General features: G+C 66.0%; 12 protein-coding genes. 4 read left to right on the top strand and 8 right to left on the bottom strand.

What is annotated here, in order from left to right:
- Positions 1-96: 96 nt before the first annotated feature.
- The 3 genes from AZG88_RS39990 to AZG88_RS39975 all read right to left on the bottom strand — a co-directional run bounded on the left by AZG88_RS39990 (position 97) and on the right by AZG88_RS39975 (position 3821).
- Positions 97-807 carry an ISL3 family transposase gene (locus tag AZG88_RS39990; RefSeq protein WP_231914365.1) on the bottom strand — a complete coding sequence of 237 codons (711 nt, stop codon included), beginning with the start codon at positions 805-807 and terminating at the stop codon, positions 97-99.
- A 374-nt stretch (positions 808-1181) separates the two neighbouring features.
- Positions 1182-2051, bottom strand: coding sequence for a zinc-binding dehydrogenase (locus tag AZG88_RS39980; RefSeq protein WP_231914364.1), 870 nt, complete (start codon positions 2049-2051; stop codon positions 1182-1184).
- Positions 2052-2234: 183 nt separating this feature from the next.
- Entirely contained in the window at positions 2235-3821 is a 1587-nt protein-coding gene (locus AZG88_RS39975) for a class I adenylate-forming enzyme family protein (protein ID WP_231914363.1), read from the bottom strand.
- Positions 3822-4233: 412 nt separating this feature from the next.
- Here AZG88_RS39975 and AZG88_RS39970 point away from each other — a divergent pair, with 412 nt between their 5' ends.
- On the top strand, positions 4234-5559 hold the full coding sequence (locus AZG88_RS39970; RefSeq protein ID WP_061700829.1) for an alpha/beta hydrolase family protein: 1326 nt from the start codon (positions 4234-4236) through the stop codon (positions 5557-5559).
- A 21-nt stretch (positions 5560-5580) separates the two neighbouring features.
- Complete coding sequence (locus AZG88_RS39965; RefSeq protein WP_061700827.1) at positions 5581-6762, top strand: homogentisate 1,2-dioxygenase; 1182 nt, start codon at positions 5581-5583, stop codon at positions 6760-6762.
- A 555-nt stretch (positions 6763-7317) separates the two neighbouring features.
- On the opposite strand, the gene AZG88_RS39960 is transcribed toward AZG88_RS39965, so the two are convergent.
- The 5 genes from AZG88_RS39960 to AZG88_RS39940 all read right to left on the bottom strand — a co-directional run bounded on the left by AZG88_RS39960 (position 7318) and on the right by AZG88_RS39940 (position 11385).
- Positions 7318-8292, bottom strand: coding sequence for an LLM class flavin-dependent oxidoreductase (locus tag AZG88_RS39960; protein WP_061700825.1), 975 nt, complete (start codon positions 8290-8292; stop codon positions 7318-7320).
- Positions 8293-8294: 2 nt separating this feature from the next.
- The gene (locus AZG88_RS39955; protein ID WP_061700823.1) at positions 8295-8849 is read right to left on the bottom strand and encodes a cupin domain-containing protein; all 555 of its coding nucleotides are present in this window, start codon (positions 8847-8849) and stop codon (positions 8295-8297) included.
- Between the two features lie 113 nt (positions 8850-8962).
- On the bottom strand, positions 8963-9937 hold the full coding sequence (locus AZG88_RS39950) for a PDR/VanB family oxidoreductase (RefSeq protein WP_061700822.1): 975 nt from the start codon (positions 9935-9937) through the stop codon (positions 8963-8965).
- A gap of 65 nt (positions 9938-10002) precedes the next feature.
- Positions 10003-10233: a hypothetical protein gene (locus tag AZG88_RS39945; RefSeq protein ID WP_061700821.1), complete on the bottom strand. Its 231-nt coding sequence runs from the start codon at positions 10231-10233 to the stop codon at positions 10003-10005.
- Between the two features lie 48 nt (positions 10234-10281).
- Positions 10282-11385 carry a Rieske 2Fe-2S domain-containing protein gene (locus AZG88_RS39940; RefSeq protein WP_061700819.1) on the bottom strand — a complete coding sequence of 368 codons (1104 nt, stop codon included), beginning with the start codon at positions 11383-11385 and terminating at the stop codon, positions 10282-10284.
- Positions 11386-11906: 521 nt separating this feature from the next.
- Between AZG88_RS39940 and AZG88_RS39935 the strand changes: the two genes are divergently transcribed.
- Both AZG88_RS39935 and AZG88_RS39930 read left to right on the top strand, forming a co-directional pair.
- Positions 11907-12515 carry an NADPH-dependent FMN reductase gene (locus AZG88_RS39935; RefSeq protein ID WP_061700818.1) on the top strand — a complete coding sequence of 203 codons (609 nt, stop codon included), beginning with the start codon at positions 11907-11909 and terminating at the stop codon, positions 12513-12515.
- Positions 12512-12814, top strand: a complete 303-nt coding sequence (locus AZG88_RS39930) for an antibiotic biosynthesis monooxygenase family protein (RefSeq protein WP_061700817.1) — start codon at positions 12512-12514, stop codon at positions 12812-12814. Before AZG88_RS39935 ends, AZG88_RS39930 begins: the two co-directional genes overlap by 4 nt.
- The last annotated feature ends 3 nt before the right edge of the window (positions 12815-12817 follow it).

Raw genomic sequence — 12817 nt, 5'->3', positions numbered from 1 at the left:
GATTCGCATCGGCCCTGCGAACTGGCCTGCCGGCCAGGGTGGGGTGAACTCGAACCGAGCAAACTACAGTGGCGAGACAGCCGGGATAAGCAAGATTCATTGGCAAAAAGGAAGGTCTACTGTCACAGGACACCAGGTTGTGCCACAGGTGCCAGCGGTCGGCGACCTCGATCGCGTCGGGGGCTCCGGTGCGCGCCCTTCGGCGTACGCGCCGGCGCGATCGCGGCACACCACGGTCGTGCCCGGGTGTGCCGTCAGCCAGTCGGCGAAGGTATCGGCCTTCCGGTCGGCGAGGACGTCGACGGGCCGGTGGGTGGCCATGTCGATCAGGACGGTCCCGTACCGGTGTCGTCGGCGCAGGGCGAAGTCGTCGACACCGAGGACCTCCACCGTTGCCGCCGGTGGGTCCGGAAGCGCACGAACAAGTCGTAGCAGGGTGCTGCGTCCGACGTGCACGCCCAGTGCTGTCGCCAGTCGGGCTCCGGCGCGGCCGGCCAGCGCCAGCCCGATCCTTTCGAGAGTTCCCCGCAGCAGTGGGGTGCGTCGCGCATATCGCGTGGTCACACCGTCGATCTGCTCGGCGAAGGTGCGCCGGTCGCACGCGGTCGAACTGCACAGGAATCGGCGCACCCGCAGGACGAGGCGACTCGGTCGATTCCCGATCGCGGTGTCGGCCACCGTGCGTTCGTATCGGCTGTGCACCCGCTCGGAGGTATCACCGCAGGCCGGGCAGGACGCCGACACCGACAGTGCGGAAGCGCGAATGCTCACCCCGCCCCCAGCGACGTCGATCGAATCGATCGCCACACCCACCAGGTGGGGAAGCAAAACACGCAGGTCACAACAGCTTCCGGAACACCAGCAAGATCATCTCCCACGCATTCCACGTCTCACCGGAACGACACGCCGCCACGATGGACCATCACGGAAAGTGGGCCAGAACCAGATCGAGTTGACAGAGCCAGGCGATACGCCAGTGGTTTCCGGGTACGGTATCCGGGCCGAGCAGTACGGACACGAGCCGGGCCAGGTTTGATGCCCTGTTCGCCGTCGACATTCTGCAGCTGAGCATCAGGTCGTCGGTTTCGGTCCGGTCGAGCATGGATACCTGGCCCAGGCGGGGTGGCGAATGTCCGTCGCCGGGCACGTCCCGAGTGGAGAGCCGATCGCGCTACGGCTCGTTAGCGCGTGAAGACGATCTTGCCGGCGGTATCGCCGTCAAGCATCGCCTGGAACCCGTCGGCTGCCTTCTCCATTGGCAGCTCCAGGCCGATCTCAGGGCTGATCCCGGCAATGGTAACGAATGCGAGTAGGTCCACGAGTTCCTGACGGGTGCCCATCATCGAGCCCTCGACGCGGACCTGGAAGAAGAACAGCCGCTGCAGGTCCGCCGACGGGGCGGCGCCCGAAGTCGCTCCGCAGCAGATGACCGCGCCACCGGGCCGGACAGCCCGCATCGAGTGGGACCACGTGGCCGCCCCGACCGATTCGAACACTGCGTCGACCTTGCCGGGCAGCCGGCCGCCGCTTTCGAATGCCGCGTGTGCGCCAAGCCGCTCGGCAAACGCGCGCTTCTCGGGTGTCCGGCCGGTGACCCACACCGTCATTCCCGCGGCGACCCCCAACTGGATTAGGGCGGTGGCGACGCCCCCGGCGGCACCTTGCACGAGCATAATCTGCCCTGGGTGCAGCCCGGACTTGGTGAACAGCATGCGATAGGCCGTGAGCCAAGCCGTGCCGAAGACCGAGGCGGCGGCCGTCGAGATACCAGCCGGCTTCGGGATTACGTTGCGCTCGGGGACGATGACGACGTCGGCGAACGCGCCTTGGTGCTTCTCGGTCAGCAACGTGCGGCGCGGGTCCAGCGTCTCATCTCCGCTCCAGGCCGGCTCCCCGATCACCGGGTACACGACGACCTCGGCGCCATCGGCGAGCGTCCCGGTTGCGTCCCCACCCAGGATCATGGGGTACTGGTTCGGCTTGAGTCCGACCCCGCGCAGGGTCCACAGATCGTGCATGTTCAAGCTCGCGGCGGTGGTGCGGACGGACACCCAGCCCTCCGGCACCTCCGGTTCCGGCCGCTCGCCTACGACGAGGCCCGCCAGTGGGTCAGCGGGGTTCGGCTTGGATGCGTAAACTGCGAACAAGGGTTCCTCCAGGTATGTCTCGGTCTCGTGATGGCGATGCCAGGCAAGGCTGCTCCGGCACGGGCGCACGGGCGGGGCCCGCGCGGCTTACGTGTGCACGATGCTGTCGCGCAGCATGCGCCGCAGAATCTTTCCGGTCGAGGTCTTCGGCAGCTCGTGGGCAACCCGGAACTCGGTCGGCACCTTGTAAGCCGACAACCGCTCCCGACACCAGCCACGCAGCTCATCGACGTCGATTGCGGCACCCGGGCGGGGCGAGACGAAGGCGATTAGAGCCTCCCCGCGGTAGAAGTCCGGCTGTCCGACGACCGCCGCCTCGCGGATGTTCGGATGGGCGTAGAGGACGTCCTCGACGTCTCGTGGCCAAACCTTGTATCCGCTGACTATGACGAGGTCCTTCTTGCGGTCCACGACGTAGATCCAGCCGTCCGCGTCTTGGACGCCGATGTCACCTGTGTGCAGCCCGTCCGCTCGGAAGGCCTGGGCGGTCTCGCCCGGCCTTCCGCGGTAGCCGGCGCAGACTTGAGGACCCACAATCACGATCTCGCCCTGCTCACCGCGTGGTACTGGTACACCATGTTCGTCGACGATCCGGACGTCCACGCCCGACATCGGGACTCCGACCGACAGCGCGCCAGACCCGGGGTCGAGCGGTGCCCGTCGTCCCAGCGGGGTCGCGATGCAGGCGGACGTGGTCTCTGTCAGTCCGTAGATGTTGTGGATGTAGCGGCCGGTCGCCTGCTCGTACCTCTCGATGATGGTCGCTGGTACCGGCGCGCCGCCGCTGAACACCGTGCGCAGAATGCCCAATACTTTGGGGTCTGGTGCCGCATCCAGCAGGGCGAGGTAGGCGGTAATGGCGCCGACGGTGAAGGTGGGGCGGTGCTCTTCGATCAGCGCAAGCACCGCGGACGGCTCGAACCGGTTCGTGAGCACGAGCGGCAGGCCGGAGCCCAGGGCGAGCGCGAGATGCGCGCCGAGGCCGGTGATATGGAACATCGGTGCGATGCTGAGCACCGCGTCGTCCGGCTCATAGAGTCCGAACCAGTCACGCAGCGCCAGCGCGTGGTAAGCCAGATTGGCATGCGTATTCATCGCCCCCTTAGCCGGCCCTGTCGTGCCCGAGGTGTAGGTAAGCAAAGCAATGTCATCGGGCTGCGGATGCCCGGTCGGGGCGGGCTCGAACGGCTGGTCGGCCAGGAGGTCCATCAGGGTGGGTCCAAGTGCCGGTGGACCATCCGCGAATGGCGGCCGCAAGTGTCCAGCCAGCTCCGTCTGAAGCACCCAGAAACTACGGAAGCTTCTGCGTCGGCGATGGACCTCCGTCAGCACGTCGTAGCCCTCCGGATGAGCGAGGACCGCCCGCGGCCCCGCGTCAGTGACGATCTTGTCGAGCTCGTCCGCGCGCAACATGGGGTTGAGTGGGACCACTACGGCGCGGAGCCGCCAGGTCGCGAGCACCGCAGCCACGAACACCGGGCCGTTCTGCAGCGAAATACCTACCCGGTCGCCGTCGCCGACACCGGAGTCCGCGAGTAGCCCTGCGATCTGCACGCTCAGCCGCCGCACCTCGTCTCGGTCCAGCGTCCTCCCGAAATATCGCAGCGACGGCGCGCCAGGGCTGGCCTCGACGGACGCATCGAACAGGTCGAGAACCGTCGCGGCCGGTGCCACGGTGTCGGACTGGACGCCCCCTGTGTACAGCGCGGTCCACTCTCGCTTCACCATCACTGGCCTTCCTTCGATTAAGGTCCACCATTCGGGCGGGGCGACATCGACGTCGGTTCCGAGCCGAGCCCGCTCGGCGCACTAGCTGCGTGTCTCCCATGCAGGACTATTTGTATGGTACTCAGGTCTTAATCGGAATGGTTCCCTGCTTCGTCGGCACTGTCAAGGGAGCGAATATGACCGACATTCGCTGCCCCTTGCCCCCGGCGGCGTGGATCTACTGTGCGGATTGACGCCGGAACCAGGGACGGATAGCGTCTTCTGGACGAGTATAAAAGTCTTGTATAGAGGATGAAACGGCGTTGTCTGCATCTCCACACGGAGAGCGGGCCTTCACTTCCTACCGGAGAACGAGGTCATGAACCCGCAGCTCTACGGCGCTCCCCACGCATCAAACCGGCCGCAGCTCTTCGTCGACTCCGAGCGCTCGGTCTTCGGCACGGTCAACTCCTATTCTCCCGAGCAGTTGCCGCACGGCTCGCAGCGGAATTTCGTCGAGATCGTCGCCTCCGACGGCGCGTTCTCCTGGGGTCTGCTGCACCTCCCGCCAGGGCCCCGTCCGAAGACCGTCGTCATAGCGATGCACCCACGGGTGAACCAGTCGCGCCAGTATCTCGCGCCTTCCCTGCTCGAGGCCGGCTACGCGATGTGGTGTCAAACCACGCGGGCGCTGAACAACGACTCCGACATGGTCCACGAGGAGCTGCTGCGTGACGTCGCCGCCGGCATGCGAATGCTGCGGGAGCGCGGTTTCGAGACGATCGTATTCCTCGGCGCCAGTGGCGGCGCCTCGCTGCTGTCGTTCTACCAGTGGCAGGCTTCTCTGCAGGCGCATGAGCGGATCGAGACGGCGCCGCACGGCGATCCGACCGGGTTTGCCGACGAGGAAATGCCGACCGGGGACCTGTTCGTCGGGGTGGCACCGCACGCCGGCGAGGGCATGATCCTGCAGGACCTGATCGACCCGGCGATCGTCGACGAGGCACACCCGACTGCGGTTGATCCCGCGCTCGACATGTTCAACCCGGCCAACGGGTACCGGCCCTTCCCGGAGGAAAGCAAGTACGACCCCGAATGGGTCGACGAATACCGCCGGGCTCAGCGCGCCCGGGTAGCAAGGATCGACGTCATCGCGCGCGCGATGCTGGCCGACTACCGTGACGCGCGGGAGGCCGCCCGGCTCGACGCCTTGGGGGTGCCGATGGCCCGCCGGGCACTGATGAGCCCATTCATGAACATCTTCGGCACCTCGGCGAATCCCGGCCATCTGGATCTGTCGATCAACCCGAACCACCGCACGGTCGGGGGCCTGCTCTCGTCCGCACACCCGCTGCGGGACAGCTACGGTCCAGGCGGTTTCGCCCGCCTGCTCTCGGCCCGGGCGTGGCTGTCGACCTGGAGCGGGCAATCGGCGAACGCGGAGTGGAGCCACGCCGCCGAGCACTTGCACATCCCGACCCTGGTCGTCTTCCCTATGGGCGATGTCGCTGAGTGTGCACCGCAGATCGGCGAGGAGATCTTCACCCGCATCCCCGCGACCGACAAGACGTGGGTCCCCCTCGACTACGCCCACCATTACCTGCTGCTGCACAGGCACTCTCCCGTCTTCTACGACCCGCGGGCCAAGGCTGGCGAGGTCATTACGGCCTGGCTCGACGACCGCGACCAATCCACAGTGACCTGACGTTCACAACCGGAGGTTTCAATGCCCAGCTACCGCCACGCGGGCACGCTGCCCGCGAAGCGCCACACTCAGATGAGGGCGCCTGACGGGCGCCTGTACCAGGAGGAGGAGATCGGTAAAGCCGGCTTCTCCTCAGACTTTTCGCTGCTCTACCACCTTAACGCTCCCACGGACGTAAAGGCCGTCGAGAGCTGGGACGAGGAAGGCCAAGGGGTCCGCCCCAACCATCCGCTGCTGCCTCGGCAGATGAACACCCACAAGCTCGACCAGGGTGGCGACACGACAACATCACGAAAGCTGCTCGCGGCCAACGCGGATCTGCGGATGAGCTACGTGGCCGCCGACCGTCCCAGCCCGCTCTACCGCAACGTAGGCGGCGACGAACTGTACTGCCTCGAATCCGGCACCGCCCGGATGGAGAGCGTGTTCGGGGCGCTGGACCTCGGCCCGGGTGACCTACTCGTGATGCCACGGGGCGTGATCCACCGGATCACGCCCACGGGCCCGGAGCCGGCGCGGATCTTCGTCGCGGAGTCGCGCGGCAGCATCGACCCGCCGCGCCGGTACCGGTCCGACGTCGGCCAGTTCCTCGAGCGGTCCCCCTACAACGAGCGTGACCTCCGCGTGCCGACCGCACCCCTGGTCTCGGTCGAAGCGGGAAGCGTCGAGGTGTACGTGCGCCACCCTGACGGCAACAGCCGCTACACCTACGCCAACCACCCGTTCGACGTCGTCGGCTGGGACGGCTATCTCTACCCGTACGCGTTCAACATCGACGAGTTCCAGCCCTACACCAACCGGCTGCACCACCCGCCGCCCAACCATCAGGTCTTCGAGGCGCCCGGCTTCGTCGTGTGCGCGTACGTACCGCACGTCGCCGAGTACCACCCGGATGCGGTTCCGGTGCCGTACGCCCACACCAACGTCGACTGTGACGAGCTGATGTTCTGGGTGGCCGAGGCGACCGGGCCGCGGGCGGGCCACGGCATCGGTGAAGGTGCGATCACTCTCCACCCCGGCGGATTCACGCACGGTCCGCGACCCGGGGAGATCGAGAAGGCCGTCGCGGCCCAGAAGCCGGGCGTGCTGAGGATGCGCGACATTCGCGCCATCATGATCGACACATTCGCGCCGCTACAGATCGGCGAGAGTGCACTGCAATGCGAGCGAAACGACTATCTGAGCAGTTGGCACGGCGCCTAGAAACCACCACGCAACGAGAAACACCGACGCCCGGCGGGTCCTCACCAGAGGCCGCCGGGCGTCGGCGCAGGATCCGCGGCTGCAACGCATGAGTTGTCAGGCCGAGAGGTGAGGGCGATGGCTTCAGTCGTGAAATTCGTTTGCTGTTTATCGCTGCGGTCGGATTCTGGTCGCGAAACGAACACCGCTCAACCGGCGTGCTGGTTGAGCAGCGTTCGAGATGGCTTGTGCAGCCGTTGGGATGGGATAGGGCCGGTCTTGATGTGAAACACCGCTATCCGATCTGCAGGAGCGGCCGCGGTTTGTGTACTCGGAACCAACGTTTATCGGTGCCACCGCAGCCTCGGTATCGATGCCGAAGTTCGCGTCCACGAAGTTCGTTGCTTTGCAGGTGGTGGCGAGATTCGCGATCAGAACCCGGGCAGGGACATTTTCGGCACCACAGAGGGTGCGCTGGTACCTCGCGGCCCGGAACGGTACTGCTCAATCGGAGAATGCTGCCAGTCGCGATGGTTGGCGACAGGCAGCTGATGTACCGAGAAGCGGGCCGGTGACCTACCTGCTGTGGAAGACCTTCGCGAAGGCCTCAAGCTCCCGAGGGATGTCGGACCCGACCGGGGTGTAGCAGAACCGGGTCGCTCCGCTGGCCTCGGCGGCATCCAGGGTCTCATGGATCTCTGCGGGTGTTCCGCTCATGGTGCCCGCGCGGACAACGTTGCCGGTCGTGTATTTCCGGTCTAGCTCGGTCATAGCCATCAGGTGGCCGCCATGCACGGCAACAAGCCTGTCCTCCTCGGGCAGCTGCTCGATCTCGGCCATGAAGCCACGTCCCTCCGGGGTGTCCGCCAGCGGTCCGAAGGCTCCGAAATGGAGGGCGAGCGCGGCTGCGGGGCCGATTCGCTCGATGACGGCGGCGTCGCCGACCTCCTCACCGTCCTCCAGAACGGTCCCGTAGTAGCTGATGGCATAGTGGCCGTCGAAGGGCTTCTTGTCTTCGCCGTGGGTGGGGTTGGAAATCACGCCGTCGGCTACGCGTTGAGCCACCCCGAAGGCCTTAGGTCCGTGAGCGGCCAGCCACACGGGCACCTTAGCGGGGATTTCTATTCCGGTTGAGGCCTTGTGAAGCAGTGACCGTCGGCCAACGTCGGTGTCGATCTCTTGACCGGCTAGCAGTGCCTTCAGCTGGTTCACGAAGGTCTCCACCGACGACCATGGGGTGCCCTTTATCCCTGCAAGGGCGACGCTGCTGAATCCCGAGCCGACGACCACCGAGGTACGCTCGGGGGCAAGTGCGGTCAGCGTGGCGATGCGGACGGCGACGTCCATGACGTGTTGGAAGCGCGGGACGACGACGCACACGCCAAGGTTTACCCGGCTGGTCCGCTCCGCCGCCAGCGCAAGCATCATCCACGGGTCCGCGTAGATGGCGGGGGAGTAGAAGCACCAGGTGGCGGTGTAGCCGAGGTCCTCGGCGATGGCGATGTGGTCCGGTGTCGACAGGGTTGTGGCGAACGAGCATCCGAGTTCCATCGTCACTCACCGCCTTCTGCGATCGACGATCCGCGCGCGCCGATCATGACGGCCAATAGCGTGACAGGTCTGTCGCCCTTATTACGCCACGCGTGCCGGGTGCCGTGCTGGACGACGACCGTGCCTGGGGTGAGGTGCACCGTGCCGCCGGTCAACTCCAGCCACACTTCACCGTCTAACACGACGTTGTAGTCCACTGTCGGGGTGGTGTGCATGCCCGGGACGTCGGGCTCGAACAGCTCTGCGAGCCCGGGGGCGTTCCGGGCCATCTCTGCGCCAGCAGCGGCGGCGTCGAACGACGGGTCCGCGTACACCGAGTCAGGCGGCAGCGTCAGCACCACTAGATGGGTTTCAGCGGGGCCAGGGATCATCGAGGTGGCGGCGAGGGTGGGGTCCTCGGCCGGCGGGTCCAGGGTGACCTCCGGTGGTGTGCACCAGACCAGGGACTGCTGGAAGCCAGGGGTCGCGGCGTAGACGGAGGTGCGCGGGGGCTCCCCGGCCTCGACGACCTGGCTGCTGCCGTCGCTGTTAGTGACGACGACACGGCGAATCTTCATGGTGTTCTCTTTCTAAGAAGGGAAGGCGATATTTTTGGGAGAAACGTCGGGTCACAGTGGGCCGCGAGTGTCGGAAGGGCCGGTTAGGCGGTCGTCGACGTGCCTGGCCGGAATTACAGATCCAGCACCAGCCGGTCCGAACACGAGCGGGAGCAGCAGATCATCATGCTGGCTCCTTCCTCCCGTTCCGCATCGGTGAGGATCGAATCCCGATGGTCCGGTACACCATTAAGGACCGGTGTCTCGCAGGTGCCGCACACGCCGTCGCGGCACGAGTGCAGGACGTCGACGCCCGCTGCCTCCACGACCTCCAAAATCGATCGGTCGGCGGGGACGGTCAGGGTCAGGCCTGTCTGCGCCAGCTCGACCGCGAACTCGCGGTTGGGGCCGCTGGCCCGATCGGGGGCAGCGGTAAAGCGCTCGATGTGCAGGGCCCCGCTCGGCCAGTCCACGCAGAGCTTCTCGACGGCGGAGAGGAGTCCCTCCGGACCACAGCAGTAGACGGCGCGCTCGGCAGCGGTGGACGTCGGCTCGGCCAGCACGTTCTCCAGATCGAGCAGACCCGTTTCGTCTTCCGGGCAAACGGAGACCCGAGTCCCGTACCGCTGCTCGAGTTCCGAGCGGAACGCCATTGACGATCGGCTTCGACCGCCGTAAAGGAGCTGCCACGGCATTCCGCGCCGATCCACCTCGGCGATCATCGGCAGGATCGGAGTGATGCCGATCCCGCCGGCAATGAACAGGTAGCTCTCCGCATCGACCAGCCCGAAATGGTTCCTCGGCCCACGGACCTTCAAGTGCCCGCCTGACTTCAGCTCGTCGTGCACGTAGCGGGAGCCGCCTCGGCTGGCCTTCTCGCGGAGCACAGCGACCTGCAGGCATGAGCGGTCCGCAGGATCACCGCACAAGGAGTACTGCCGGATCATGTCTGCGCGGAGCACCAGGTCAACGTGTGCGCCTGGCTGCCACTCCGGCAACTTGTCCCCGCTGGGAGAGCGCAGCGTCAGGCGTACCGACCCCTCGGCGAGAGCGGTTCTGTCGGCGACTATCAGGTCGAGTTCATGCTCGATGTCGGACGAATTCCTCATGCGGTTACCAATCGAATCGTGCTGTATTTGACAGGTTTCGACCACGTGGGTCTGCGCGGGCCGTCTTACTCGCGCGCGGACACGAAGATGCGCACCGGCCCGGAGTCGCCGGACACCGAGATCCAGCCGTCCGGGTGGACCGTTACGTTCACGATGACGCTTGTCCACTCGTCGCGGAGCTGGTCGACCTGCCGGTAGGCCGATACCCGCAGTGGGGTGTCCCCAGCGGGCAGCAGCGCCACCCCAACCTCGACATCCGGGCCGTCGAGCTCGACGTCGGAGACGATCGTTTCCACCGCTACATGGCTCCCAACCATTCAAGGGCGATCGCTGGCACGAGTCGCCTACTTCTTCTCGGCCGCCGCCATGCGCTGCAGCGCACGCCGCAGCCGAAGGCCGGGAACGTCGCTCGGGACGCTGTTCTCCACGACTCCGGTACGGGTGTCCTCGGCGATCAGCCGACCCTGTACGGCCAGCACCTCAATGTCCTCCGCGAACACCTTGCGGATCGCGTCGGCGGCTTCATCCTCAGAGACCACAAGGGGCTCGTTGAAGCGAAAGGACCAGAACTGGTGGGTGCTGGTCTCCGTCTGCGGGGTGACGGCGTGGACCACCATCTGACGGGACGGGCGCACCGGCTCGTCAATGCCGTCGTCGCGCTCGAATTTGATCCACCCGAAGTTGAGGGCCGGGCCTCGCGACCAGTTCTCCTCCGTTCGGGTCAGTTTCAGGCTCCCGTCGGCTCCGCAGAAGATCGACTGCAGCTTGAACGAGGTCCCCGATACCGACCGGACGTAACCGACGTGGCGCGAGTCCGGCGCGGGAAGGAGCTTCGGGGGAGTGTTGGCGTACTCCTCGGAGGAGACGCTCGGCCCGTGCAGGTAGTAAAGATGAGTCAGGTCGAGGAGGTTCTCGTGCACCATCAGGTAGTTGCACGGGTTGAAGGTGTAACCGCGGAAGCCGTGCTCCACCTCCTCGATCTCGTCGGGCAGAGGGATGTCGGCCCGGTCGCCCGCGCCCTCGCCCATCCACACCCACAGCCAGGGACCACGATCGACGGCGGGGTAGTGCCGGACGCCGAAGTTCTGCTTCCCGGACACCGCCGGTGCGAACACGCAGGCGCCGGTGCGATCGAAGGTGAAGCCGTGGTAGCCGCACTGGATGGCGTCACCTTTCAGATGCCCCTTGGCCAACGAGAAGCGTCGGTGAGCGCACCGGTCGTCGAGAACCACCGGCGTGCCGTCCTCGGCCCGGAAGAACACCAGCGGTTCGTTGAGGACTGTGATCGACGAGAGCTCGCGCCCCACGTCCTCGGATGCCGCGATGACGTACCAGGCCTCCCGGATCAGTGGGCCGAGACCGGCAGGGGCACTGATCGTTCCGCCCGGCTTGCGACGAGCCGCCGATTCAGGCGTTCCTGTCTGGATTTTCTCCGTGCTGACGGGCATTGGTCACGAACCTCCGTTGGTGCACACTCGCGGGCGAGTAGATCGCCCGCGAGTGTGCGTTGTCGGGCAACACGCCGGGCGCAAAGTTGGAACACAGTCCACTAAGCACGCTCGCGTCGTGCTCGTGGCTGATCGGCTCCGGTGCCCGGGGTTGGCGCAGGGGTGGCGCCGCAATCAGATGGCGACTCCAATGTCCTCCTGAGCAAACAATTCATCTTGCTAGGAGGACATTACGTGTGTCGTAGGTAACAGTCAAGCGGTCCTGTGGGGGCGATTGTAGCTACGGGCGACACGTTCTCGGCGTGAGCGGCGGATGCTTTCCTAGGGATGCGAGTGACCTGGTTTGACGGCGACCCACTCCAGTCCTACATTCTCAGTGTCCTCTTCAAAGGACAGAAATTCTCACTGGGCGGTCGATAGATCCTCGGCTGCGATGCGCTTGTAACTGGAAGGCGGTCGTCTGCTCCAGCCGTCATCAGTGAGCCGATTTCGTAGTCTGATCGCCCTTCGGAAGGAGATCGATGTCCAGTCCCACCCTGCAAGTGATTATCGGGAGTACTCGCCCGGTCCGGGCGGGCGCGGCGGTCGCGGCTTGGTTCGCCGATGTCGCACGGGCCGACAGCGGCTTCACGGTGGAAACCGTCGACCTGACCGAGGTCGGCCTCCCGCTACTCGACGAGCCCGGACGCCCGATGCTGGGCCGCTACGTGCACCAACACACGCGCGACTGGAGCGCGACCATCAGCCGGGGCGATGCCTTCGTCGTCGTGCCGGAGTACAACCACGGCTACAACGCTGCGACCAAGAACGCTATCGACTACCTCTGGGCTGAATGGCGCGACAAGCCGGTCGGGTTCGTGAGCTACGGCGGGCTCGCCGCCGGAACGCGTGCGGTCCAGGGACTGCGGCAGGTCTTTCTGGCGCTGAAGGCGCATCCGGTCTCAGAAGCGGTCGTTATCGCCAATGTGGCCCAGCTGATCGAGGACGGCGCTACGGTGGCCGCGACCGAGGGGATGAAGCTTGCCGCGAAAACCATGCTGGATGAGCTGGCCCGCCGGAACACCGCAATGCGTCGCCTTCGCGCACCTAAGACAGCCGACGGGCGCAGCCGATCGGTGGCGGAGCGATGAGCGCGCTGGTACGAGAGCGGGCCGAGATCACTATTACCGCCGGGAAACACGCCGAGTTCGAGGCGGCCGCCGCTCAGGGGCTGAAGATCGTGGCCGAGCAGCGAGGCTTCCGCTCGGCCACCCTGTCCCGCGGCGTCGAGAATCTGAATACATACTTGCTGCTCGTGGAGTGGGACAGCGTCGCCGATCACACCGAGGGGTTCGTCGGCTCCCCGGACTTCGCCCGCTGGCGTGCCCTCGTCGGCCCGTACTACGCGGCTCCGCCGACCGTCCACCACTACACGCACGTCCGGTGGTGACCG

It is taken from the genome of Rhodococcus sp. LB1 (genome assembly GCF_001583455.1).
Classification (GTDB): domain Bacteria; phylum Actinomycetota; class Actinomycetes; order Mycobacteriales; family Mycobacteriaceae; genus Rhodococcus_F; species Rhodococcus_F opacus.
The sequence above is the reverse complement of the archived record's forward strand: the minus strand, read 5'-3'. Positions and strand labels throughout refer to the sequence as shown.

Bases quoted from the DNA above. Each gene is read 5' to 3' on its own strand.
- AZG88_RS39950 (WP_061700822.1), bottom strand. From the start codon at position 9,937: ATGAGGAATTCGTCCGACATCGAGCATGAACTCGACCTGATAGTCGCC.
- AZG88_RS39935 (WP_061700818.1), top strand. From the start codon at position 11,907: ATGTCCAGTCCCACCCTGCAAGTGATTATCGGGAGTACTCGCCCGGTC.
- AZG88_RS39970 (WP_061700829.1), top strand. From the start codon at position 4,234: ATGAACCCGCAGCTCTACGGCGCTCCCCACGCATCAAACCGGCCGCAG.
- AZG88_RS39960 (WP_061700825.1), bottom strand. From the start codon at position 8,292: ATGGAACTCGGATGCTCGTTCGCCACAACCCTGTCGACACCGGACCAC.
- AZG88_RS39940 (WP_061700819.1), bottom strand. From the start codon at position 11,385: ATGCCCGTCAGCACGGAGAAAATCCAGACAGGAACGCCTGAATCGGCG.
- AZG88_RS39955 (WP_061700823.1), bottom strand. From the start codon at position 8,849: ATGAAGATTCGCCGTGTCGTCGTCACTAACAGCGACGGCAGCAGCCAG.
- AZG88_RS39930 (WP_061700817.1), top strand. From the start codon at position 12,512: ATGAGCGCGCTGGTACGAGAGCGGGCCGAGATCACTATTACCGCCGGG.
- AZG88_RS39965 (WP_061700827.1), top strand. From the start codon at position 5,581: ATGCCCAGCTACCGCCACGCGGGCACGCTGCCCGCGAAGCGCCACACT.